A 23,036-nucleotide genomic window follows, 5' to 3' on the forward strand; every position below is an offset into this window, starting at 1 on the left:
AAAGTGAAACCTATCATTGAGTTTTGCATTAGCAATCTTGCAAGCGGGTCGCAAAAAGCGCTGGAAGCATTGGAAAGAGACCCGAATCTTGATGTAGTCGAATACGGCTGTCTTGGATACTGTGGAAAGTGTGCTTCATCCTTTTTCGCTCTCGTTAATGGAGATGTCGTGCAGGGAAACAGTCCGGATGAGCTTGTGGAAAATATCTATCAATTTTTAGAAGAGAATCCAATGTTTTAACAATAAATCCATTCAACTTGAACAGGCAGAGAAGAAAGCTTCTTTCGCCTGTTTTTTTATTTTTATGCTCTGTTAGTTGATGATGTTGTTATTCCACTTAAAATGCGGAACATCTTATTTATTAACTGCATTAGTTTTGTGCCTACTTTTGTTATTAGTGAATTGGTTTTCTTGGAGCTTATTATTGAAGTAGAAGTTTTTCATTTCTAAATCTTAATCTTTCAGTAAAATATTGAAACAACAGCTGATTGGAGCGGAAGGTGTACGACCTCCTGCGGGACTAGCGGGACAGGTGTGACCAAGGTTACGTACCCACTGGAACGTAACCCCGCAGGCGCAGCCGAGGAGGCTCACCGCCCGCCCCGCGGAGTCGTACACCTGGAGCGGAAATCATGCAGGACCACCTCCAATGGATCCATTTAAACTGAATAACAACATCATTAACTAACAAAACCATTTTTAAAAAATAAATTTGGGAGGAATTTGATATGTCATTTTTCACAGGGCTTTTACAGACAAACTTATATGTAAGGAACATCAATGAAGCAGCAAAATGGTATGTGGATACTTTGAGGTTGAATGTTGCAGCGGATTATGGAACGACGGTTGTTTTGGCCTTTGGGGAGTCTCCTACTTATGATGAAGGAAATGGCGGAAGTCCTGTACTCTGCCTGATAGAAAACAATGAGCTTGCTGGAGGACATAACACAACCCATCCGGTACTCGGCATCTCCGGGGAGTACTGTCAGGATCTATACGGGGTTCTTAAAACTCAAGGGGCAGAGGTAGAGGAAAATCCTTCACACAAAGGTCACTTCAAATTTTTTGACCCTGACGGTAACATGCTGGAAGCTTATTGTCCCGGAATTTATGATTGAATTATAAAAAGCTGGATTGCTCCAGCTTTTTTTACTTAGCATTCTTATAATCTTCCCGGAGGTCTTCCCAGCGGTTCCTAGCCATTTCTATGATTCTTGGTTCTTTGGCATGTTTTTGCAGCCGAAGGACTTTTGAAAAATAGATCGATGCCTGTGAGTAATTTCCAAGGCGGTAATACAGCTCTGCTATCACGTAGAGCAGACGGGCATTGGACATTTGCGTATCTATAAAGTCTTCATTACTGTATGATGAGCAATAAGCTTCTACTGCAAGGTTCATGAAGCGAAACTCCTGTTCAGCATTGGAGATTGACCGGTACAGCCAAGCTGTTCTCAAGTATAAGCCGGCTTTTACAATCGACTTTTCTCTTTTTATGTTGGCGCTTAAAATCGCGAGTTTATATGTCTTAATACCTTCATCAATGGTTCGGTAACCGCCAAGGTCCTGTTTGCTCCAATGATTTGTTATGTGTTCCCTGATTTCATTTCTAATGACCGGAACGATATGCTTGGAAAAACTGTCGGTAAAAGAGAAACCGCAATGAGGACACACATTTACATTATATAGAAGCGGATTCAATTCAGCTGATTGATAATCTGGACAAAAATCGGTGTCAAGCTGATGATATTTAATGAACCTGGAGCGGATTTTTGTTGTCTTGAATCCTTTTTGACATGAATAGCATGTCAAATTGCGGTGATAAAAAGGAGTAACCTCTGCCATGTATATTCACTCCGATTCTTATAGGTAATTATGCTTATATTATACATCAAAATAGTTTAAAAGCACTATATAAATTTCCATTTTTTATAAAATGTTCTTATTATGTTCATATTGCAGATTGGTTGAGGATAGGGCGAAAAAAGTATATACTGTACACTAAATAGACATAAACTATAGTGAGAAGATAGATGTTTAAAGGTAAAGCGGAGGTGAGAAACATGGAAGAAGTAGTCATCATTACAGAAGCAGCAGCCCTGCAAATCAAGGATATGATGAAGCAGAATGAGGAAGAAGGTGCATTCATTCGTGTATCCATTAAAGGCGGCGGATGCAGCGGTCTCTCTTACGGCATGGGATTCGAACATGAAGCAGGGGAAGATGACATGCAGCTTGAACTGCACGGAATCAAAGTGGTTGTCGACAAAAAAGATGCCCCAATCCTTAACGGTACCAAAATCGATTACAAGCAATCGATGATGGGCGGCGGCTTCACCATCGATAATCCCAATGCAATCGCGAATTGCGGATGTGGATCCTCGTTCAGAACTGCTAAGGTTGCAGGTACGCCTGAGAATTGTTAATCGATAATGAAGTATCAACCTTTTGGAGTCAGTTGAGACTGATTCCGAAAGGTTTTTTTGTTTGTCAAAATGAGGACAGGCATCAATAAAACCAGCTGACCTGCAAATCAGATCAGCTGGTTCCCATATATTCAAACACTCTTAAGTGCTTCATCAATAGGCGTATCGCCATTGAGGATTTCAAATGTTTTGTGATAGGTTTCCGGCATGGTAAGGCAGGCAGTCAGTACTTCAGCCACGTCTTCCCGTGTAATGCTGCCGCTCTTATCTTCAATGGAAGAAGACGCAATGATTTTTCCGGCAGGATCACCATCGACAAGAGCTCCCGGACGGACAATCGTATAGTTCAATCCGCTTTCAACCAGGTGCTGGTCCGCTTTTCCTTTTGCTTCAAGGTAGTGCTGCAGGCCGTGGGGACCCATTGAAGGCTGGTTCGCTCCCATGGAACTTAACATGATGAAGCGGTCCAAGCCTTTTTCTTTTGCATAATTGATAGCTTTGATGGCTCCCTGTTCATCGACTGCGGTTGTCTTATCCTCACCTGTAGAGCCTCCGGAGCCTGCTGCAAAGATGACGGCATTAACTTCATCAAACACATAAGAAAAATCCTCTTCCAGATCGCCTACAAGCGGCTTTGCCCCCAGCTCTTCCATGGTATCGATCTGCTCCGCTTTGCGGATCATCGCCTTGGCGAAATGCTGGTTGCTGTTTACTAATGAGGAAATGGTCAGTTTTCCAGTTTTTCCGTTGGCGCCTATTACTAATACGTTCATGAGAATCATCCTCTTAATTAAAGATTTCTTAGTATTTTTCTCTACCCGTACAGGCTGTCGTTAAACTATGTCTCTAAGCACTCTGTTAGAATTGCTCCGCTGAAAAATTTTATTCTGGGGGAACGCATACAAAAAAACAGCCGGTACCGAGAACATGAAGTGTCTGCGGTACCGGGCTGATATTAGGAAAGATTTAGCTGAACAGTGAAGTACTGTGCAGCGGCTGAACGCGGGCATCAGGATCCATGTATGCCTTTGCGTTATTGACAGCAGTCGGTGCCTCACCAAATCCGCTGGCAATCAATTTAACTTTTCCTTCATAAGTTGAAACATCTCCGGCTGCGTAAATTCCAGGAATGTTTGTTTCCATTTTGGAGTTCACGACAATCGAGTTTTTCTCAATGTTAAGTCCCCAGTCTTTGATCGGGCCAAGAGAGGATACGAAACCGAAGTTTACGATCAGTTCATCAAGGTCTAAGGCCTCTTTAGCCTCTCCGCGAACTTCTTCCAACACCAATTGGTTCACTTGTTCTCCGTCGCCAATCACTTCAGTTGGAACGAAAGGTGTTTTGATCTCAACGGATGAATTGTGCAGCTCATCTACACTATGCTCATGGGCGCGGAACTTATCGCGTCTGTGAACAAGCGTTACTTTTTCAGCAATCGGCTCAAGCATTAATGCCCAGTCGACTGCAGAGTCCCCGCCGCCGCAGATAACAACTTTTTTGCCAGCGAAATATTGCATATCATCTATGAAATAATGAAGATTTTTTCCTTCATATGTAGAAGCACCTTCTAGATCAAGTCTTCTTGGCTGGAATGCACCGTTTCCGGCTGTAATAATAATGGTTTTGGAATAGTGGACTTCTTTATCTGTCGTCATCTTAAAGACGCCGTCAGCTTGCTTCTCAACATTTTCCACCGCTTGCTCAAGGCAGATAGTAGGTTCAAACTGATTCATTTGTGCTTTTAAGTTATTGACAAGATCTTGCGCTTTCACCTTTGGAAAGCCGGCCACGTCATAAATATATTTTTCAGGGTATAATGTGGACAGTTGTCCGCCAAGCTGCGGCAAGCTTTCAATGATTTTGACGCTGGCTTTTCTCATCCCTCCGTAGAAAGCAGTGAACAGGCCGGTCGGGCCTCCACCGATAATTGTAATATCATATACTTTTTGATCCTCTTTCAAATGATATCCCTCCATTTTGTTTTGCACTATAGTTTCTATTCTACCATATGAGTTCACTACTTCACAAAATATGTATCAAGATTTTGAATAGTCAGTCTTCTTTGGAATCGCTTCCAATCTGATTAGGAAGATACTTGTAGCTTTTTTAGTTTTTTAGTCTTTTTTCAAAATTTTCTTAAGTTTTATTCTTTAAGGATATATCTTGAAAAACAAAAGTAAAAAGAATAATATGTAATGTAGGGCATAATGTTAAGATTTTATGACATTTTTCATCTTTTTATATATTGTTTCGTGAAATCTGTCACATACTTATTTATTTTCTTTATTTATTTCATATTTTTTCAAATAAAAATCTTGCCTGCGGTGGATGCTAATCTTAAAATTCATCGTAAATTCTAAGAAAAAGGTGGATGTGATTTAGTTGAGAAAGCCAAAAATAGTTGTATTAGGTGCTGGATATGGCGGTTTGATGACAGTAACTCGCCTGCAAAAACAGTTCAGTAAAGATCAAGCTGAAATCGTATTGATCAATAAGAATGATTACCATTATGAAACAACATGGTTGCACGAGGCTTCCGCAGGAACAATGCATCATGATAAAGTCCGCTATGATATCAAAGATGTCATTGACAGCCACAAAGTGAATTTCATGCAAACGACAGTAGAAGACATCAAAACGGATGCCAAGAAAGTCATTACGGCAGACGGCGAAGTGGAATATGACTATTTAGTTGTCGCGCTTGGTGCTGTATCGGAAACGTTCGGGATCAAAGGCCTTCATGAACATGCTTTCATGATCGCTAACATCAACTCTGCGCGTCAGCTTCGTGAACATATCGAATATCAATTTGCTACTTATAAAAATGAAGAAGACAAAAAAGACGAGCGCTTGACGATTATTGTCGGAGGAGCAGGCTTCACGGGAATCGAATTCCTCGGCGAATTAGGCAACCGTGTTCCTGAGCTATGCAAAGAATACGATGTAGACTTTAAAAAGGTGAGAATTGTTTGCGTTGAAGCTGCACCAATGATCCTTCCTGGTTTCGATCCTGAGCTGGTTAAATATGCTCGTGCAAAACTGGAGAAAAAAGGTGTGGAATTCCGCATCGGAACGCCGCTTAAGGAAGCTACTCCTAATTCCGTCATCATCTCCAAAGGTGAAGATGAAGTAGAAGAAATTCAAGCTGGAACGATTGTATGGGCTGCGGGTGTCCGTGGAAACCCGGTAATCGAAAAGTCAGGCATCGAAAACATGAGAGCGCGTGTTAAAGTAGGAAAAGACTTGAGAGCTCCTGGCCATGACGATATCTTCATCGTTGGTGACTGTTCACTGATGATCAATGAAGAGACTGATCGTCCATATCCGCCGACTGCTCAAATCGCGATGCAGCAAGGTGAAACATGTGCACGCAACATCACTGCCCTGATCAAAGGCAATGATGCTCTTGAGCAATTCACTCCGGATATCAAAGGAACTGTATGTTCTCTTGGTGAAGACGATGCGATCGGACTTGTGTTTGGCAAGAAACTAATGGGTTCTAAAGCTTCATTCATGAAGAAAATGGTCGACAACCGTGCACTTTACATGGTTGGTGGCGCAGGACTTGTAATGAAAAAAGGTAAATTCAAGTTCTTTTAATTGATAAAGCATCACAAGCAGAGCGAATAATTCGTTCTGCTTTTTTGATTTAAGAAATACATTTGAGTGTATTTGAGCCTGGCTCAATCACTGGCAAATTACTCACTGAATGATAGGAGGAAATAATGTGAAACGGGGAAATGTCTGGCTTGCAGCAGCAGGTCTGCTCATAGATGAACAAGGACGCTGGCTGGTGGTCAAAAAGAAATACGGAGGATTAAAAGGCATGTGGTCATTGCCGGCAGGCTTTGTGGATGAAGGGGAGAACCTGGAGCAGGCAGCACAACGTGAAGTGAAGGAAGAGACTGGACTTGATACTGAGGTGGCGGGAGTAATCGGAATCAGGTCAGGCGTCATAAAAGATAAAATCAGTGACAATATGGTTTTGTTTTTACTTACTCAGAAAAAGGCATCACAAGCCCCTGTTCCATGTGAAGATGAAATTGAAGAAGTCCGATGGATGACGAAGCAAGAACTGCTCCAATGTAACGAGACATCGGTCATGATCCATGAGATGATCAAGAATGATTTCAGCTTGCTGAAGTCAGGATTAGAGCCAATTAATCCTGGAGATCAGTTCGGCTATACAAGTTATAAATTATTTTTTTAATTTTCTGAAATTTAACGAAAGAACGAGATATCGCGCGAAAAAACAGGATGTATTCGTTTTCTTCGAGGTACACGCATTTTTTTGTCCCTTTTCTAAAGATTCAAACGGTGTTATATTATCAGAAATCACCAAAAAACACTTTAAGTGAAGGGGAGAGAGAACGATGAGATCAACGCTTGATAGTGCAACAAAAAAATGTGTGTATTGCTCAGGAAAAGGGTATTTCCAGCTCGTTCTTGGCGGCTCTGAAACATGTCCATGCTGCAGCGGCAGCGGAAAAAATAATAAATAAAAGCAATTATTCTCGATTATACGGGGTCAGCCAATGGCTGGCCTTTTTTGTTGTGGGTGACTAAGGCTTTCAGTTATCCCTTTGCCTGTAAATATGTTGATTTTGTGAAGAACCTCTATTATTAGCCAATGTTTGTTGACGGCGGAATAAACATTGAGTACACTAAACTTTAGTGTCTATGGAGGTGCTGCAGGAATGCAAATGGGAATCCCGGTTGTTATTATATCAATGTTATTATTTTTCGTTTTGTTCTTTGGTATCGGCTTTTTGCTGAACATGCTGCTTAGAATGACATGGATTATGGCTGTTATTTATCCTCTCATCACCATTTTGATTGTGGATGAAGTGAGGTTCATACAATATTTCAGAGAGTCTGGAGAGTCCTTCACAGCGTTGGGCAATAAGTTTACAGCTCTTACAGCTGTTGATCTTCTGATTCTATCATGCGGACTGGCTGGTGCTATTGTATCCGGAATTACAATGAAGATCCTAAGAAAAAAAGGATACCAAATGTTTTAAGAGAATTCTTATATATTTCACAAAACTCTTTGCCTGCGGGCAGAGAGTTTTTTTATTGGTTTTTAATGAAAAAAGAGCAATTTAAATAATGTGGTTTTTTCTATATAATTCCTGCTGAATTTTACATTAGCCGATTGGAATCACATGCCTGGAGCGGAATTCACTATCAACCTGTTGAATAGCAACAATAACTCTCTCAATTCAGAAAGTTTAAACTTTTAGACTTTTTAACTAATTCCTGAATATATTTTTTCCTTTTGGGAAAGTAATAGTGTTGGGAGGAGTGATTCTTACATGAATAATTTTAAAAAGTGGTCTAAGAGGCTGGCGATGGCTCTCTTGTTTACAGCAGCATTGTTTGTAACATTCCAATCAATCTCTGGTGTCAAAGCACAGACCTTTTCCGGCTGGCTGTCAGAACAAATAGACGCACAAGATAAAGAAAACAGCGTTTATAAAGAACATTCAAATAAAAAGTTATCGTTAAAAGAAAAGTTTCTTAAAAGAGCAAAGAGCCTTCGTACACTGATTTCAGCAGTTGAGCCGGTAGTGGCTAAACCGAAGACGCTTGAGGACGCAATTGACTGGTCCAAATACCCGAAGTCCATTGTGACAGCAACGGGTTATACGGCAGGGGTGGAGTCAACAGGCAAACACCCGGATGACCCGGCCTATGGCATTACATATTCAGGAGTAAAAGTGAAAAGAGATTTATATTCGACTGTGGCTGCCGACCCGGATATCTTTCCGATCGGAACGGTCCTGTTCATACCGGGTTATGGATATGGTGTAGTCGCCGATACGGGCAGTGCCATTAAAGGGAATAAGCTTGATTTGTATTATGAAACGGTAGACGAAGTGTATGAGCACTGGGGTAAAAAACAACTCGAGGTCTATATCATCACAAAAGGAACCGGCAAGCTTACTGAAGATGAATTAACCGCATTGAATGAAAATGAGGATATGCAGGTATTCAGGCAGCAATATATTCAGAAGATAGAAGAATAAATGATAAAAGGGAAGTGCATTTTCTGCACTTCCCTTTTATCTTTGAACATTCATCTGTCAGACCGCTTGCGCTTTTTTATTTAATGGATTGAAATTGCTCTGGATGAAGCAGCTTTCCGAGTTTCAAAGCTCCGTCTAAAAGCCTTGGGGATGGCCTGCAATAAAGTTCTTCCTCAAGTACGAGGATTCGCTCCCCGGCAACAGCATCAAGGCTGTCCCAGCCCGGCCGTTTTTTGACGATCTTCGGGTTCACTTTTTCGCGGCGTACCCCGACCCATGCCAGGCAGATATAATCAGGATTTCTGTTGTAGACATCCTCCCAATCGGTCTGGATGCTAGCGAGGTCAACATCTCTATAGATATTCTTAGCTCCTGCCAGCTCGCTTAATTCAGTAAGCCAATTGATTTTTCCAGGAGTAAAAACAGGCTTAGGCCACCATTCCCAATAGAGTTCAGGGAGTGATGTGACCTTATACGCAGCTTCTTTAAGAGACTGTACTTTTGCCTTGAAATCCTGCTTCATCTCTTCCGCTTTATGTTCGATGCCGCACGCCTTTCCAATCGTCAGCAAGTCCTCGGCTATGTCGTCGAAGCTTTGGGGATTGGTGACGATGTATGGAAGGTTTCGTTTATTTAGTTCTTCTATATTTTTTTCCATTCCGGGCACACTTAAAGAGGCAAGTATCAAATCAGGAGAAAGTTCCTCAACCTTATCCATATTGATGGAAAGGTCGGGACCGAGCCGGGGGAGCGAATTGACTTCCTCTGGATAGTCAGAGAAGTCATCCACCCCGATTAAGAAGGAGGTCAATCCCAAGTAGTCCACGACCTCGGTATTACTTGGACATAACGAAACGATTCTCATCACGGTTCCTCCAATCTTAGGCGAAATAATAAATGACAAGGGTCAGAAGAATGCCGGAAAGCCCGCCGAAGAAGACTTCTATCGGTTTATGGCCGAGCAATTCTTTTAACTCTTTTCGTTTTACTTCTTCAGGCTTATTCTGCCAGCCTTTTGCCTCACCGACAAATCGCTGGAAGTCGCCGACAAGCTTGTTCAGTACAATCGCCTGTTCACCTGCCTGCCTTCTAACGCCTGTTGCATCGAACATGGTAATGATGGCGAAAATCGCTGCCACGGCGAAAACAGGAGAGTCAAGGCCGGTTTCAAGCGCTACTCCTGTGGACAGAGCCGTAACGGCTGCAGAGTGTGAACTCGGCATTCCGCCCGTAGAGGTGATTAATGACCAATCAAGCGTTCTCGTTGCCATAAATTGAATCGGCACTTTGATGAATTGGGCGAAGAATATCGCAAACAAAGCTGCCCATAATGGGAAATTTGTGAGTAATTCCATGCTGTCTGTAAACACCCTTTCTAGCGAAGAATTTAGTCGAATATCCGATCATGTCTTATTAAAATGTATTTCCAATTATACCATAGGCACTTATGTAATTAGAAATCATTGGCATAATCGAATTTCAGAAATGCTCTCATTCGAAATATGCGGAAAACTTTTATATAATTACCTTGGAGGTGTTTTTAAATGAAATTCACAGTTGATAATAATGGTTTCTTTAACAATGAACAAGAATGTATTCTCGTTGGATTGTTCAATGCTCCTGAATTTTCAGGTGAACTGGCTGAACTGGATGAAAAGTTTGAAGGCCAATTAACGGAGTTAGTAAAAGCAGGGGATCTTTCCTCTAAGCTGAAAACTGTTTCAAAAGTACATACTTTCGGTAAAATTCCTGCGAAACGTTTGGTGTTTGTAGGGCTTGGAAAACAAAAGGAATTGTCATTCGACGAATTGAGAGAGGCAATCGGTGCGGCTTCTAAAGCCATCCAGGGCATGAGGATTTCTTCATTTGTTGTCGCTCTTGATACAATGACGACAGACCAGCTTGATGCTTCCGATATTGCTCACGCAGTCAGTGAAGCATTCACAATGGCGACTTATGTATTCCCGGGCTACAAGCATAAAGGGAATGTTCCTGAAACATTCATTAAGAGTATAACAGCATTTTCTAAGGAAGACAGTGCTGAAGTAGAGGCTGCCCTTCAAGTCGGTTATGCCCATGGAAGAGGAACTAACTCTGCGCGTGCATTGGTCAATGCACCAGGTAATATCCTGACTTCGACCAAGCTTGCAGACTATGCTGCAGAAATCGGGAAGAAGTATGAATTTGAAGTGGAAATCCTTGATAAGGAAGAAATGGAGAAGCTCGGCATGGGTGCCTTGCTGGCAGTCAACCAAGGTTCAACAGAGCCCCCGAAAATGATTGTATTAAAATATCAAGGCAAAGATGAATGGGATGATGTCATCGGCTTGGTCGGAAAAGGTATCACCTTTGATACAGGGGGTTATTCCCTTAAGCCGAAAGATGGCATTGTCGGCATGAAAACCGACATGGGAGGAGCTGCAGCTGTTCTTGGCGCAATGGAAATCATCGGTGAATTGAAACCTGAACAAAACGTTGTAGCGGTCATTCCTTCAACTGATAACATGATCAGCGGTAATGCATTCAAGCCGGATGACGTTATCACAGCAATGAACGGTAAAACCATCGAGGTGCTGAATACAGATGCCGAAGGAAGACTCGCTCTTGCAGACGGCATGACGTATGCAAAACACCACGGAGCAAACTACCTGGTAGACGTAGCAACCCTGACAGGCGGTGTAATCGTCGCTCTCGGCCTTGATAAAACAGGTGCCATGACAAATGACGAAGCATTGTTCGAACAGGTTCTAGAAGCATCCTCAGAAGCTGGTGAGTTCATCTGGAGACTTCCTTACACTGAGAATGACAAGAAACGAGTAAGAGGCAGTAAAATCGCCGATCTCAACAACTCTCCAGGAAGAGAAGGACATGCCATCATGGCAGGAGCTTTCGTTGGGGAATTTGCAGAAGGGACTCCATGGGTTCACCTGGATATCGCAGGAACAGCGACATCCAAGTCTGACCATGACCTGGGGCCTTCCGGAGCAACAGGCGCAATGGCTCGTACCCTTGCCCTGCTGGTTGAACGCTTTGAAGCATCATCTAAATAATATTCTACCTAAGGCTTGTCTCTTATGAGGCAGGCTTTTTTGTTGTTTTTGAAAGCAAGGGGCAAAAAATGATTTTGGGCTGGTTCCTGGGACCTTGCAATTAACATTTTAGTAATTTACCAGACTAAAGCATTGACACAAAAACAGCCATCTGATAGATTAGTAAAAGTAATTTAACGCTCTACCAATTTAGCGAACTAAAGTATATTAAATAAACACGTAAAGGAGATTTCATCATGAATGCAGTCATCATAGCGGTCTTGATCATGCTGGTCCTGAGTTTGCTGCGGGTCAATGTCGTATTCGCCTTGATAGCCGGAGCTCTTGCCGGCGGAATTAAAGGTGGATTGGGATTAAATGAAACAGTCATTGTGTTTACAGAAGGATTGGGCGGCGGTGCGAATATTGCCATCAGTTACGCCTTATTGGGAGGATTTGCAGTTGCCATATCCTATACGGGCATACCAAGTCTTTTGGTTGATTTTGTTATCAAGCTGGTCGGTAAGGAAAAGGATTCCAGAAAAAAAGCATTATCTAAAGCACTTATTGTATTCTCTATTTTATTAATGGCTTGTTTTTCCCAGAATCTGATTCCGATTCATATAGCTTTTATCCCGATTCTGATCCCTCCATTATTGAAGGTTATGGCTGAGCTGGAGATGGACCGCAGGCTGATTGCGTCTGTTTTGACATTTGGCCTTACGGCGCCATATATTTTATTGCCATACGGTTTCGGGTTCATGTTCCATGAAATCATTGCGCAGAACATGGAGGCAAGCGGGCTTGCCATTTCTATGTCTGATATCCCTAAAGCAATGCTTCTTCCGTCAGCAGGTCTTGTCACCGGTCTCATAGTAGCTGTATTTTTCAGCTACAGAAAACCTCGTCAATATAAAAATATTGAAGTCACCGAAGCTGAGCCGAAGACCGTTTATTCTAGAAAGGCGGTTTCATTTGCAATCATTTCGATTATTGCTGCATTGTATGTTCAGCTTGCGTTGAATTCGATGATTTTCGGAGCGCTGGCGGGAATAGCCATTCTGTATATTTCAGGATCTGTCAAATGGAATGAAGCAGATGGTCTTATGACTGAAGGAATGAAAATGATGGCTTTCATCGGCTTCGTGATGATCGCTGCGAATGGATTTGCTGAAGTAGTGCAAGCAACGGGGCATGTTGATACATTGGTTGAGGCAACTTCAGACATCATTGGCGGGAATAAAGCGCTCGCTGCCTTGCTTATGCTTATTGTCGGATTGCTGGTTACAATGGGGATAGGATCTTCTTTTGCTACAATCCCAATTATTGCGGCCATTTTTGTTCCGCTCGCACTGGAACTTGGCTTCAGTCCTTTGGCTGCCATTGCAATTGTTGGTACGGCAGGGGCTTTGGGGGATGCAGGGTCTCCAGCCTCAGATTCGACGCTCGGTCCGACAGCAGGGTTGAATGCTGACGGACAGCATAACCATATCTGGGATACATGTGTACCGACCTTCCTGCACTTCAATATTCCGATGATTATTTTCGGCTGGATTGCAGCTGTTATTTTATAAAAGCTCTTATCTTAAACTTAGTTGCTATTTTAAAATAGACGGACACTTCCTGGGAGGTGTCCGTTTTTTTTCTGGACATACAACCAGAAAAACCCCTGTTTCATAGGGGATTGCCCATGCGGCATGGGTCTTTTTCGCATACATAGATAGTGAAGCCTTAAATAAATTAGGAGGTATGCTTTTTATGAATGATTTCAGAATTTATGGCAGACGGCGTTTCTATGGAAACCGATTCGGCTGGGGATTCGGCCTTCCGTTTCTTGGTGGTGTTTTAGGCGGCGTCCTTGGCGGCGCATTGGTTAGGCCGCCATACTATCGCCCGCCGTATTATGGTTATGGCTACGGTTATGGTTACCCAGGGTATTATGGACCTTCTCCATACCCGTATTACTAAGAAAAAGGAGCTGCTCACAAGCGGCTCCTTTTAATTCTATGGAACATTTCGATATGCACACATAACAATCCTCTTTCTAACTCCATCTCAATATTATCTTTAAATGGCAGCAATCGAGTTCTCCGGTTTTGTTGCTGAATTCCAAAGTGAAGCCATCTGGATTGAAATGGATGTCAGGTCTGCTTTTGATGCCGGCACCATTGATAATTTGGTGAAGTTGATTCATGTTTGACGTTTGGGCTGCAGCCATTAACTTGGATGAAAACTCTTTGGAGTTTTTTACCCTTTCCATGATGGTTTGGGCATCATCCAGCAGGGGAATCATTTTATCGGCGGATTCCATAAATTGTTTGGGCTGGACCGGCGGATAATCATATGGATGGCGCTGCATCGCATAGTACGGGTTTACCGGTGGCCACCTGGGTGTTTGCGGACGCTGTATTGGAGTATAGAAAGGATGGTATCTATTCATCTTTTGACCCCTTTCAATGAACTGGTAAGGATGTGTAACCCTTTTTTTGCATGCTTCAGGTTTCCTACACAAACATATGCATCAGCCGTCGTCCATATTCTCACTCGTTGTTTTTATACATTTAACGAACAAGCTAATAATTAAATAATTCAGTGCGAAAAGAGGATTTTTGGGCTTAAGTCGAGAAAGTTAGCTTAAGCAATCAATAGAAGAGGTGGACATATTGAATAGAGAAAACACACTGATCAGTGCATTGGGAATGGAATTTATCGAACTGGGAAAAGGCAGGGTAGTGGCGACGATGCCGGTGGATGAACGAACAAGGCAGCCTTTTGGATTCCTACATGGGGGTGCTTCTGTAGCTTTAGCTGAAACCGTTGCAAGTGTAGGTGCGGTTGAACTGATTGACTTGGAAAAAGAAATTTGTTTTGGGCTTGAAATCAACGCCAACCATATAAAGGCTAAAAAAGATGGGGTCGTTACAGCAACTGCGACGGTCATTCATCAGGGGAAGAGCACGATGGTATGGGATATCCGTATTACAGATGAAGAGGACAGCCTGATCTGTGTATCCCGTTGTACAATGGCGGTCGTTCCAAAAAAATAATAGCTTTAGCGCGGTGAAGGGGACTGTCCCTTTCACCGCTTTACTCTGTTAAAGGACATGTTTACCTTCTCTGGAACAGGGAATTTTAAAAGTAAAATATGTTTTAAGGAGAGGATCTCATGCCTTGGTCAAAAAATGATTATCCTGCTTCCATGAAGAACCTTTCGTCAGACGTCCGAAATAAGGCGATTGAAATCGGTAATGCGTTGCTGCGTGAGGGCTATGAGGAAGGAAGAGCGATTGCGATTGCCACGGACCGAGCAGAAAAATACGTAGATGGTGATTCAGAAGATAAACTAAAATTCCACGTTCAATCCAATGGAGATGGCTGGGAATTGAAGAAGGAAGGCAGCGACAAGCCGATCTATACCGAAGGCACGAAAGAAGACTTGCTTGAGAAAGCCAAACCTTATGTGAATGACCATGATGGCGTACTGATCGTCCACAAGTCGGATGGAGAAGTATCTGATCGTTTATATGATAATTGATAAAAAAGGACAGCAGAATCGGAGTACCGGTTCTGCTGTCCTTTTTTTATGGCTATTTTGGTAAATATGATTTCCACTCCTGCCAGAGCCTTACTGCATATTTTTTTCTTCGTACTTTTGCTTACCTTTTAAATCATCACGTACACTTTTATCCCAAAGGGGGACACCGCTGTTATAGGCAGCTCTTGAAATTAAATGGCCTGCAACAGGGGCGGTGATGAAAATGAAGATGATCCCAAGAATCAACCTTGAGTTGAAATGCCCTTCTTCCAAGAAGAAAAATAAGAAGGTACCGAGCAGGATGCACATCACTCCGAGCGTGGCGCTCTTGGAGGCCGCATGGTTACGCGTATAAACATCCGGAAGGCGGATTAAGCCGAAAGCGGTGACCAAGGTAAGGAATGAGCCGGCAATCAGGAAAAATCCAATGATGAATCTAATTATTTCGGTCATGCTCGATGATCTCCCCTTTCTCTAAGAATTTGGAGAAGGCCACTGTCCCAATGAAGGCCAGAATCCCAATCAACAAAATGACTTCAAGAAATGACTTTGAATGCAGCACCATGGATGCCAGGGCGACAATGGCAATCAAGTTGATCCCCAGGGCATCCAAGGCAACCACCCTATCCGGAGTTGTCGGACCGACAATGACACGGTAAACAAGTCCGAGCATGGAAATGGAAACGGCGAGCAGTGAAATCTGGATGATTGTATGAAGCATCAGCGGCTCACCTCCATAATAGCTTTTTCAAAAGTACTCTTGATATCGTCGATAGCTTCATCTACATCCGGGATATCAAGTGTATGGATATAAAGGATCTTATTATCATAAGAGATATCCACAACCAGTGTTCCCGGTGTAAGAGTGATCAAATTGGCAAGGAGGGTGATTTCCCAGTCCTTTTTAAGATCTGTCGGTAATGCGAAGATTCCTGGTTTAATATCCAACTTCGGTTTGAGAAGTGTTTTTAATACTGAGATATTAGAGAGAATCAGCTCTTTTAGAAATAATAGAATCAAGCTGATGACCGCAAAGACGCGCTCCATATAGAATCGGGAGTTAAAGAATCTTCTGAAGGCAAACGTAACGATCAACCCAAGAATATACCCGATGATAAAGGATGTTGATGTAAAGGATACTTGCAAAAACATCCAAAGAAAAGCTAGAAAGAAATTCAATAAAATTTGAAAGGCCATTCTACATTACTCCTTTAGTACTGCTTGTATATAGATTCCCGGATCTGACAGGGCCTCTGACGCCTGCGATATGAGCGGACGGACAGCTTCGGCACCTACTCCATAGCTAACAGCAAGGATGACCAGGAAGACGGCGGAGCCCCATAGATAAAAGGCATTTTGCTTGTTTCTTCCGTCATATTCCTTGGGAACCCCCCATACTCCATTCAAGAAAATTTTGATGACCGAATAAAGGACAAACAGACTGGAGAGAAGAATAAGGCCGCCGCCAATATAGGCTTCTGCCGCAAAGCTTCCTCTCACTAATAGAACTTTTCCGATAAAACCGCTGAAGGGAGGAATCCCTGCCAGTGTCAAAGTAGCAATCAGGAATGTCCATCCAAGCCATGGGTAATCTTTGATCAGGCCGCCCATCTTCCTTAAGTTGCTCGTTCCGGTTATGGCAATCATGACACCCACAAGCAGGAACAGGGCCGCCTTGATGATCATGTCATGAATTAAATAATAGACAGATCCTTCAAGAGATTCAGGAGACATGACGGAAACACCAAAGAGAATGACACCCACAGCAATGATGATGTTGTAAATAAGGATTTTTTTAACATCCCAGTAGGCAATGGCACCGATGCAGCCCACCACAATGGTAAGGATCGCAAGCCAAGCCAGGATGGTATGTGTATAGCCTGTGTCATGATAGAAGAACAGGGTGTATGTCCTGATGATGGAGTAAACTCCAACCTTGGTGAGCAGTGCACCGAATAATGCCAGTACCGGTGTCGGGGGGGCATAATACGAACCGGGGAGCCAGAAATATAACGGAAAAATGGCTCCTTTCAGTCCGTAGACTACCAGGAACATAACGGCAATGACGGTAAGAATTCCGGGCTGGTCGAACTCTGCTATTTTCACCGAGATATCGGCCATGTTCAAGGAGCCGATCACCGAGTACAGATAGGCGACCATCACAACGAATAGTGCTGATGAAATGATATTCACCAGGATGTACTTGATGGATTCCCTCAGCTGTACTTTTGTACCTCCCAATACGAGAAGAACATATGAAGACATCAGCATGACTTCAAAGAATACGAACAAGTTGAATATATCTCCGGTTGTGAAAGCCCCGTTTACCCCGACGAGCAGGAACTGGACGACGGGATAAAAGTAAAATCTTTCTCTGTCTCTCCCGATGGAACGGAAAGAGTATAGAAGGACAAAGAACGTAATGATGCTTGATGTGGTAACAAGCAGGGCTGACAGCATATCAGAGACCATTGTAATGCCGAATGGAGCCTGCCAGCTTCCGAGATCGACGGTCTGTATTCCTTCTGTATGCACAACATTCACCAAAATGATAGAGGCGGCTATCGTTCCTACTGTTGCAATAGCCCCGATCCATTTTTGCAGGGTGATGCTCTTTCCAAAAAACATAAGGATAATCGCAGTAAATAACGGGATTAAAATTGGTAATATCGGTAAATTAATCATTTCCTTCGTTTCCTCTCATTTGATCCATGTTATCAGTCCCAAGTTCCTGATAGGCACGGTAGGCTAGTACAAGAAAAAAGGACGTGACACCGAAACTGATAACGATTGCCGTCAATATTAAAGCCTGCGGCAGAGGATCTGCATATGATTCGGCATGTTCACCCAAAAGAGGGGGCGCACCGGCTTTCAGGCCACTGATGGAAAGGAGCAGCAGATGTGCTCCGTGGCTGAGCAGTGCTGTGCCGATGATGATGCGCAAAAGGCTCTTAGAAAGCATCAGATAAACAGCACTTGTAAATAAAATGCCAATGACTATGGCCATTAAAATCTCCATTATTCGCTCACTCCAATCGTTTGAATAATGGTCATCGTTACTCCGATAACAACTAAATAAACACCTGTATCAAAAATTACGGCAGTATGCAGTGACGTTTTCCCCAGCAAAGGAAGATGGAAATAGTTGTATGCATGTGTCAGGAACGGTACATCAAATAGTAATGCCCCCGCTCCAGTCCCGACCGCCAGCAGCAAGCCGATAGCGGTCAGCAGCTTATAATCAATAGGCAGGATAGTGCTCACTGTTTTGATATCATAGGCGAGCAGCAGAAGCACCAGGGCTCCGGCCGTCATGAGTCCGCCTATGAATCCTCCTCCAGGTGTATAGTGTCCTGCGAAGAAAAGCTGGATTGAAAACAGGATAATGATAAAACTCACAATAGTTGTTACGGTTTGGAGGATTACATCGTTGGTTTTCATCCTTCTTTCCTCCTTGTCATCCTCAGTTTAATCATTGAGAAGATTCCTAATGCAGCAATAGCGAGTACACAGATTTCAAATAAGGTATCAAATCCGCGGAAGTCAACCAGGATTACGTTGACCATATTCTTTCCTGCAGCTTCTTCATAAACATTTTCAATATAATATTCCGAAATGGAACTGGACAGTTTTGTGCTGTAGGCAGCAATAGTGATTAGTGTTACAACCACTCCGACCCCGATTGCTACCAGTGCATTCCCCAACTTAAAGGTCATTCTTTCTTCATGCCTGCTTAAAGGAGGCAGATGATAGAAGCACAGCAAGAACAGCGCAACAGAAACGGTTTCTATTACGAGCTGTGTCAACGCCAGATCCGGAGCACGGAAAAGGACGAAGAACAATGCAACAGAATAACCGACAGCCCCCAATGCAATGATGGAAGTCAGACGGGATTTTGCGAATAGTATCGTTACAGCACTGATCACCATCACCAGGGCAATCAGGACTTCATATACTCCAATGGATGCAAGGTCCGATGTATCAATGACAAAAGCATCTTTGACAATCATCGTGACGGTAAGAATCCCAATAAAGAACGTGAATATATATACAAGATAGGTCCTAATAAAACCTGTCATATAGGAACTGGTCAACTTAAATGCACCGCGTTCACCATTGACCAGGCCTTTGTCATAGAACGAATTCAAGGCCAGCTTTTCCGGGAACTTGCTGTAGATGCCCTTCCATTTTGGAAGAAGGGTGTACAGCAGGACACCGAACAGAATGACACCCAGGGTCATGAACAGTTCGATGGTGAAACCGTGCCAGAAGTAAATCCCGGACTTCCCCACTTTCATCTTTGTAATAGCTGAAACAGCGGGTTTGATCATTGTATTCGTAAGGATATTCGGGAAAAATCCGAATACGATGACAAGCGATGCCAGGATGACGGGCGAAATCAGCATTCCAAGTGGTGCTTCATGCGGTGTCTTGTCAAGCTTTTCAGGATGGTGCTTACCTGTGAACGGCTTGAATACAACGATCATACTGTAGATGAACGTGAAGACACTTCCGACCCATGCTAATACAGGGAACAAAAAGCCCCATGTTTGCAGGTTGAATATATCCATTTCAAGAACCTGGACCATTCCTGTAAAGAACATTTCCTTACTAAGGAAACCGTTGAACGGAGGAAGTCCTGCCATCGAGAAAGCTCCGATAATGGAGACGGTAAAGGTAATCGGCATAAAATTCATCAAGCCGCCAAGTTTGCGGATATCCCTTGTGCCTGTTTCATGATCAATAATCCCTACCACCATGAAGAGGCTTCCCTTGAAGGTCGCATGGTTAATCAGATGGAAGACTGCTGCCATTGTGGCAACACCAAAAATATTGTTATCCAGGTGATCGTAATGTAAAGCGGCTGCACCGATGCCTAACAGTGACATAATCAGTCCAAGCTGGCTGACGGTTGAAAAAGCGAGAATGCCTTTTAGATCCGTTTGCTTAACAGCATTGAACGAGCCCCAGAAAAGGGTTACGATTCCGAAGCTTGCGACAAGCCAGAGCCAGACACCGGATTCGGCAAATACAGGACTCATGCGGGCAACAAGGTATATCCCCGCTTTAACCATTGTGGCTGAATGCAGGTAAGCACTGACAGGTGTCGGTGCTTCCATTGCATCAGGCAGCCAGATATGGAATGGGAATTGAGCAGACTTTGTAAAGGCTCCAAGGAGCACCAGGAGCAAGGCCGCAAGGAAAAGAGGCTCATTGATAAGTTCTCCTGCAATCCCTGCCAATTCCCGTATACTGAATGTGCCTGCCATCAAATAGAGGAGCAAGAACCCTCCAAGCATGGAAAGCCCGCCAAAGACAGTGATTAACATCGATTTTTGTGCTCCATAGCGGGAACGTTCACGATGGTACCAATAGCCGATCAGCAGAAAGGATGAAATGGAAGTGAACTCCCAAAACATATAAAGGACAATCAGGTTATCAGAGAGAACAACCCCGAGCATGGCTCCCATAAATAGAAGCAAGTATACATAGAAATTGTGAAGCTGTTCTTTCTCTTTTGATAAATAGTAAATGGAGTAAAGAACAACAAGTGATCCAATTCCCGTAATCAGCAACGCAAACAGCAAGCTTAATCCATCTACATATGCTGTGAAGTTGATACCAAAGGAAGGCATCCACTCAGCAGTTTCTTTAATCGCTTTTCCATCTGATGTCAGTGAGAGAAATTGAAAAAAGTAAAGAAAAAGCACTGCGGGAAGAATGAGGACAAACCAGCCGGTATGTATGGAACGCAGTTTTTTATATAACAGCGGAATCAGTAATGCCGCCAAAAATGGTGAAATGATGGCCCAATGTAATAATGTCACCGAAAAACCCCCTTATCAATTTGTGTATATGAATACCCTTATATGTATAGAATGTAACTCTTCTTGGTCCTCCTGCCTTTGAAGTCAAACCTAAAATGAATTATAACGTAAAAAAAACATGCTTGCATTTATGAAAGTCTGCAGTGCTGTTAGGGTTCTCAAAAAGATATTAAATATGAAAGAACACGGCAAAACCCTGCTGAAATTTTTTTTGTTTCCATAGCTTTTCTGCTATTTAAACTGATTTTTTGTTTAATCTTAAGGTAGACCATTTGGCTTAAAAATCTTCAATTTCTCATGTGATTCAAATTTGTATTCTCTTATAAAATGTCCATCTCTGCGAATAGTATGAGTGAAAAACGCACATGCTATCGTTAGGTGGTGATGTATCCATGCGAATGAAAAAAACGGTGTCAGTAATGATTTTCTCCAGTCTGTTCCTAGGGGCATGGTATATACAGGAGCAGGAAGAGAAGAAAAATACGTGGACGAGCAAAAATCTGCAGGAGCCGACAAGAATGAATAATGAAGTGGCTGAAGTTGAAGCCCCGATTGAAGCAGAGCCAGTTGCAGATTTCCAAGAAGAAATGGGACAAGAGCCTTTAGGGCCGAGAGAGTACATTCGATTTGCAAAATGACTGAAATTGCAAATCAGTGTTTGTGCTGTCTCTTTTTTTGCTATAAACCTCCCCTTTTCATTCCTGTCATAAAAGATTATGATGGAAATGCATTAAATTTATACTAGGGGAGAACCGTGTGAGAAATACATATTTAACAGGTTATTTACCTTTATTTTCGATTCTTTTGTTCAGTTTGACTTTTTCTGTATATGGCGTCGATATCTGCGTCGACCTTTTGAAAAGCATAGGAGTATACCCGGGGATGCGGGAATTCTTATCAGATATTGAGTTGAAATTCATTCTTCTTATCCTCTTGATGATCGTCTGTTTCATGGTATTTGCTGCATTGAAGTTGATCGCTGAAACCATCAACGAAGTTTCGCTGCTGTTTTTTTCACAGGATAATGAAGGAGAAATTCTACATAGAGTCAGGTCAGGGTCCATGGTTTACTTTGCAGGAGCGCTGCTTTCGGTTGTCAGCCTCCAATCATTCCTTGGACTGCTGCTCATTTTTGCTGTTACATCCATTGCCTATTTTGTCTATTTCATATATAAAATCAGTTCATCACTCACCAAGGCAGGATTAATCGGAGTCATCTTCTTTCAAGTGATTACTTGGTCTTCATTATTTTTGATCGTCTTTTTAGTCGTTTTAAAGCTTTACAATGGACTGATGGCCAGCCTGCCGATCATTTCTGAAGTGAAATTAAAATAATGACGCTCTTTTAGTTTATTTATTTTGCTCAAATCCTCCATTTGTAATAAACAGAATTAAAATAGTTAAAAAAATAAATATCTAGTAGATAGTAATAAATAAAGAAGATAAATGGTACCGCTTTGAGTGTAATCCAGTAGTTGTATGCAAAGTTGATTGGAGCGGAGTCGCGCACCTGGAGCGGAAATCAGGCTACACTCTTTAACAATGCTCTTTCTTTAGATGGTTTTCCATATATTTAATCGGGTATTTAAATTGAAGAAAGGCAAAAAATTCAGGATGGAGGTTTTATCATGGAAAATAACAATGATCAAAACAACCGCAATGAATACTTTGAAGACCGCGCAGGCACAGATGAAGCCAGATATCATGTGGTTCCGGATGATGAAGAAGGCTGGGCAGTGAAAGAAGAAGGAAATGATGATCCGGTATATACGGCGGACACTAAATCAGATGCAGTGAGTGAAGCGAAACAAATGGCAGAAGAATCAGGCACGATGGCATACGTCCATAGTGAGCATGGAAAGATTGAAGAGCAATATAACTATATGGATGATAAATAATCAAAACCCGGGAGAAAGTTTCCCGGGTTTTTTTATGGTGTGCTCTCAATATTTCCTGTAAAAAATAGTAGAATATTCTGTGAATATACCTGTGAAAGGTTAAATTAAAAGGGTTTATATGGTAACATAGACTCATAGAGTACGTTGCTTGAGCTTTTTAATTCATGAATTACTTTCCACTTTATCCACGCACTACGTTTTTTGGCATTCCCTTGTATACTTTGACCAATTATATTGATTCCTTCACTCAAAAGAACAGCAAGTGATTCACTTTTTTTAATGAAAACCTGTTA

29 protein-coding genes are annotated in these 23,036 nt (G+C 42.5%); 16 read left to right on the top strand and 13 right to left on the bottom strand.

From position 1 onward, the window contains the following. Positions 1 to 3 precede the first annotated feature (3 nt). Both M1E09_RS03375 and M1E09_RS03380 read left to right on the top strand, forming a co-directional pair. Positions 4 to 240 (top strand): YuzB family protein, encoded by a 237-nt coding sequence (locus M1E09_RS03375; protein WP_456273478.1) that lies wholly within the window; start codon positions 4 to 6, stop codon positions 238 to 240. Positions 241 to 728: 488 nt separating this feature from the next. Further along, positions 729 to 1,118, top strand: a complete 390-nt coding sequence (locus M1E09_RS03380) for a VOC family protein (protein ID WP_456273479.1) — start codon at positions 729 to 731, stop codon at positions 1,116 to 1,118. A 31-nt stretch (positions 1,119 to 1,149) separates the two neighbouring features. Here M1E09_RS03380 and M1E09_RS03385 read toward each other — a convergent pair whose 3' ends face one another. Continuing rightward, a complete protein-coding gene (locus M1E09_RS03385; RefSeq protein WP_456273480.1) occupies positions 1,150 to 1,842 on the bottom strand; it encodes a DUF2225 domain-containing protein in 693 nt (230 codons plus the stop codon). 218 nt (positions 1,843 to 2,060) lie between these two features. On the opposite strand from M1E09_RS03385, the gene M1E09_RS03390 reads away from it, so the two are divergent. Then, complete coding sequence (locus M1E09_RS03390; protein WP_456273481.1) at positions 2,061 to 2,423, top strand: HesB/IscA family protein; 363 nt, start codon at positions 2,061 to 2,063, stop codon at positions 2,421 to 2,423. Between the two features lie 131 nt (positions 2,424 to 2,554). Here the strand turns inward: M1E09_RS03390 and M1E09_RS03395 are convergent, their stop codons facing one another. Both M1E09_RS03395 and M1E09_RS03400 read right to left on the bottom strand, forming a co-directional pair. Continuing rightward, positions 2,555 to 3,196, bottom strand: coding sequence for an SDR family oxidoreductase (locus M1E09_RS03395; RefSeq protein ID WP_456273482.1), 642 nt, complete (start codon positions 3,194 to 3,196; stop codon positions 2,555 to 2,557). A gap of 193 nt (positions 3,197 to 3,389) precedes the next feature. Continuing rightward, positions 3,390 to 4,385 carry an NAD(P)/FAD-dependent oxidoreductase gene (locus M1E09_RS03400; protein WP_456273483.1) on the bottom strand — a complete coding sequence of 332 codons (996 nt, stop codon included), beginning with the start codon at positions 4,383 to 4,385 and terminating at the stop codon, positions 3,390 to 3,392. 421 nt (positions 4,386 to 4,806) lie between these two features. On the opposite strand from M1E09_RS03400, the gene M1E09_RS03405 reads away from it, so the two are divergent. The 5 genes from M1E09_RS03405 to M1E09_RS03425 all read left to right on the top strand — a co-directional run bounded on the left by M1E09_RS03405 (position 4,807) and on the right by M1E09_RS03425 (position 8,453). Next, on the top strand, positions 4,807 to 6,024 hold the full coding sequence (locus M1E09_RS03405) for an NAD(P)/FAD-dependent oxidoreductase (protein ID WP_456273484.1): 1,218 nt from the start codon (positions 4,807 to 4,809) through the stop codon (positions 6,022 to 6,024). A 109-nt stretch (positions 6,025 to 6,133) separates the two neighbouring features. Next, positions 6,134 to 6,634: an NUDIX hydrolase gene (locus M1E09_RS03410; RefSeq protein WP_456273485.1), complete on the top strand. Its 501-nt coding sequence runs from the start codon at positions 6,134 to 6,136 to the stop codon at positions 6,632 to 6,634. Positions 6,635 to 6,797: 163 nt separating this feature from the next. Beyond that, positions 6,798 to 6,926: a YuiA family protein gene (locus M1E09_RS03415; RefSeq protein WP_456273486.1), complete on the top strand. Its 129-nt coding sequence runs from the start codon at positions 6,798 to 6,800 to the stop codon at positions 6,924 to 6,926. 195 nt (positions 6,927 to 7,121) lie between these two features. Beyond that, positions 7,122 to 7,445 carry a YuiB family protein gene (locus tag M1E09_RS03420; protein ID WP_456274889.1) on the top strand — a complete coding sequence of 108 codons (324 nt, stop codon included), beginning with the start codon at positions 7,122 to 7,124 and terminating at the stop codon, positions 7,443 to 7,445. Between the two features lie 294 nt (positions 7,446 to 7,739). Further along, positions 7,740 to 8,453: a 3D domain-containing protein gene (locus M1E09_RS03425; RefSeq protein ID WP_456273487.1), complete on the top strand. Its 714-nt coding sequence runs from the start codon at positions 7,740 to 7,742 to the stop codon at positions 8,451 to 8,453. A gap of 76 nt (positions 8,454 to 8,529) precedes the next feature. Here the strand turns inward: M1E09_RS03425 and M1E09_RS03430 are convergent, their stop codons facing one another. Together M1E09_RS03430 and M1E09_RS03435 are read right to left on the bottom strand one after the other, a co-directional pair. Further along, entirely contained in the window at positions 8,530 to 9,318 is a 789-nt protein-coding gene (locus M1E09_RS03430) for a cobalamin-binding protein (RefSeq protein ID WP_456273488.1), read from the bottom strand. 16 nt (positions 9,319 to 9,334) lie between these two features. Then, positions 9,335 to 9,808: a divergent PAP2 family protein gene (locus M1E09_RS03435; protein WP_456273489.1), complete on the bottom strand. Its 474-nt coding sequence runs from the start codon at positions 9,806 to 9,808 to the stop codon at positions 9,335 to 9,337. 189 nt (positions 9,809 to 9,997) lie between these two features. On the opposite strand from M1E09_RS03435, the gene M1E09_RS03440 reads away from it, so the two are divergent. The 3 genes from M1E09_RS03440 to M1E09_RS03450 all read left to right on the top strand — a co-directional run bounded on the left by M1E09_RS03440 (position 9,998) and on the right by M1E09_RS03450 (position 13,450). Beyond that, positions 9,998 to 11,503, top strand: a complete 1,506-nt coding sequence (locus tag M1E09_RS03440; protein ID WP_456273490.1) for a leucyl aminopeptidase — start codon at positions 9,998 to 10,000, stop codon at positions 11,501 to 11,503. Positions 11,504 to 11,739: 236 nt separating this feature from the next. Continuing rightward, the gene (locus M1E09_RS03445; protein ID WP_456273491.1) at positions 11,740 to 13,056 is read left to right on the top strand and encodes a Na+/H+ antiporter family protein; all 1,317 of its coding nucleotides are present in this window, start codon (positions 11,740 to 11,742) and stop codon (positions 13,054 to 13,056) included. 184 nt (positions 13,057 to 13,240) lie between these two features. Continuing rightward, a complete protein-coding gene (locus M1E09_RS03450; protein WP_456273492.1) occupies positions 13,241 to 13,450 on the top strand; it encodes a hypothetical protein in 210 nt (69 codons plus the stop codon). 76 nt (positions 13,451 to 13,526) lie between these two features. On the opposite strand, the gene M1E09_RS03455 is transcribed toward M1E09_RS03450, so the two are convergent. Further along, positions 13,527 to 13,922: a hypothetical protein gene (locus tag M1E09_RS03455; protein ID WP_456273493.1), complete on the bottom strand. Its 396-nt coding sequence runs from the start codon at positions 13,920 to 13,922 to the stop codon at positions 13,527 to 13,529. Between the two features lie 259 nt (positions 13,923 to 14,181). Between M1E09_RS03455 and M1E09_RS03460 the strand changes: the two genes are divergently transcribed. After that, on the top strand, positions 14,182 to 14,529 hold the full coding sequence (locus M1E09_RS03460) for a PaaI family thioesterase (protein ID WP_456274890.1): 348 nt from the start codon (positions 14,182 to 14,184) through the stop codon (positions 14,527 to 14,529). Positions 14,530 to 14,648: 119 nt separating this feature from the next. After that, on the top strand, positions 14,649 to 15,017 hold the full coding sequence (locus M1E09_RS03465) for a DUF2188 domain-containing protein (RefSeq protein WP_456273494.1): 369 nt from the start codon (positions 14,649 to 14,651) through the stop codon (positions 15,015 to 15,017). Between the two features lie 90 nt (positions 15,018 to 15,107). Here the strand turns inward: M1E09_RS03465 and mnhG are convergent, their stop codons facing one another. Genes mnhG through M1E09_RS03500 form a run of 7 tightly spaced genes read right to left on the bottom strand, consistent with a single transcriptional unit; the run spans position 15,108 to position 20,845 of the window. Then, positions 15,108 to 15,470, bottom strand: coding sequence for a monovalent cation/H(+) antiporter subunit G (mnhG, locus tag M1E09_RS03470; RefSeq protein WP_456273495.1), 363 nt, complete (start codon positions 15,468 to 15,470; stop codon positions 15,108 to 15,110). After that, complete coding sequence (locus M1E09_RS03475) at positions 15,454 to 15,738, bottom strand: Na(+)/H(+) antiporter subunit F1 (RefSeq protein WP_456273496.1); 285 nt, start codon at positions 15,736 to 15,738, stop codon at positions 15,454 to 15,456. The genes mnhG and M1E09_RS03475 overlap by 17 nt, the downstream gene beginning before the upstream one ends. Next, positions 15,738 to 16,214 carry a Na+/H+ antiporter subunit E gene (locus tag M1E09_RS03480; protein ID WP_456273497.1) on the bottom strand — a complete coding sequence of 159 codons (477 nt, stop codon included), beginning with the start codon at positions 16,212 to 16,214 and terminating at the stop codon, positions 15,738 to 15,740. Before M1E09_RS03480 ends, M1E09_RS03475 begins: the two co-directional genes overlap by 1 nt. A 6-nt stretch (positions 16,215 to 16,220) precedes the next feature. Beyond that, positions 16,221 to 17,702: a Na+/H+ antiporter subunit D gene (locus M1E09_RS03485; RefSeq protein WP_456273498.1), complete on the bottom strand. Its 1,482-nt coding sequence runs from the start codon at positions 17,700 to 17,702 to the stop codon at positions 16,221 to 16,223. After that, positions 17,695 to 18,036 carry a Na(+)/H(+) antiporter subunit C gene (locus M1E09_RS03490; protein ID WP_456273499.1) on the bottom strand — a complete coding sequence of 114 codons (342 nt, stop codon included), beginning with the start codon at positions 18,034 to 18,036 and terminating at the stop codon, positions 17,695 to 17,697. The genes M1E09_RS03485 and M1E09_RS03490 overlap by 8 nt, the downstream gene beginning before the upstream one ends. Beyond that, positions 18,036 to 18,458 (bottom strand): Na(+)/H(+) antiporter subunit B, encoded by a 423-nt coding sequence (locus M1E09_RS03495; protein WP_456273500.1) that lies wholly within the window; start codon positions 18,456 to 18,458, stop codon positions 18,036 to 18,038. Before M1E09_RS03495 ends, M1E09_RS03490 begins: the two co-directional genes overlap by 1 nt. Continuing rightward, positions 18,455 to 20,845, bottom strand: a complete 2,391-nt coding sequence (locus M1E09_RS03500; protein ID WP_456273501.1) for a Na+/H+ antiporter subunit A — start codon at positions 20,843 to 20,845, stop codon at positions 18,455 to 18,457. The genes M1E09_RS03495 and M1E09_RS03500 overlap by 4 nt, the downstream gene beginning before the upstream one ends. Positions 20,846 to 21,237: 392 nt before the next feature. Between M1E09_RS03500 and M1E09_RS03505 the strand changes: the two genes are divergently transcribed. The 3 genes from M1E09_RS03505 to M1E09_RS03515 all read left to right on the top strand — a co-directional run bounded on the left by M1E09_RS03505 (position 21,238) and on the right by M1E09_RS03515 (position 22,743). Next, positions 21,238 to 21,483 carry a hypothetical protein gene (locus M1E09_RS03505; protein WP_456273502.1) on the top strand — a complete coding sequence of 82 codons (246 nt, stop codon included), beginning with the start codon at positions 21,238 to 21,240 and terminating at the stop codon, positions 21,481 to 21,483. 118 nt (positions 21,484 to 21,601) lie between these two features. After that, the gene (locus M1E09_RS03510) at positions 21,602 to 22,180 is read left to right on the top strand and encodes a DUF5366 family protein (protein WP_456273503.1); all 579 of its coding nucleotides are present in this window, start codon (positions 21,602 to 21,604) and stop codon (positions 22,178 to 22,180) included. Between the two features lie 293 nt (positions 22,181 to 22,473). Further along, positions 22,474 to 22,743 carry a DUF2188 domain-containing protein gene (locus tag M1E09_RS03515; protein ID WP_456273504.1) on the top strand — a complete coding sequence of 90 codons (270 nt, stop codon included), beginning with the start codon at positions 22,474 to 22,476 and terminating at the stop codon, positions 22,741 to 22,743. The last annotated feature ends 293 nt before the right edge of the window (positions 22,744 to 23,036 follow it).

This window comes from Bacillus sp. AK031 (assembly GCF_053903065.1).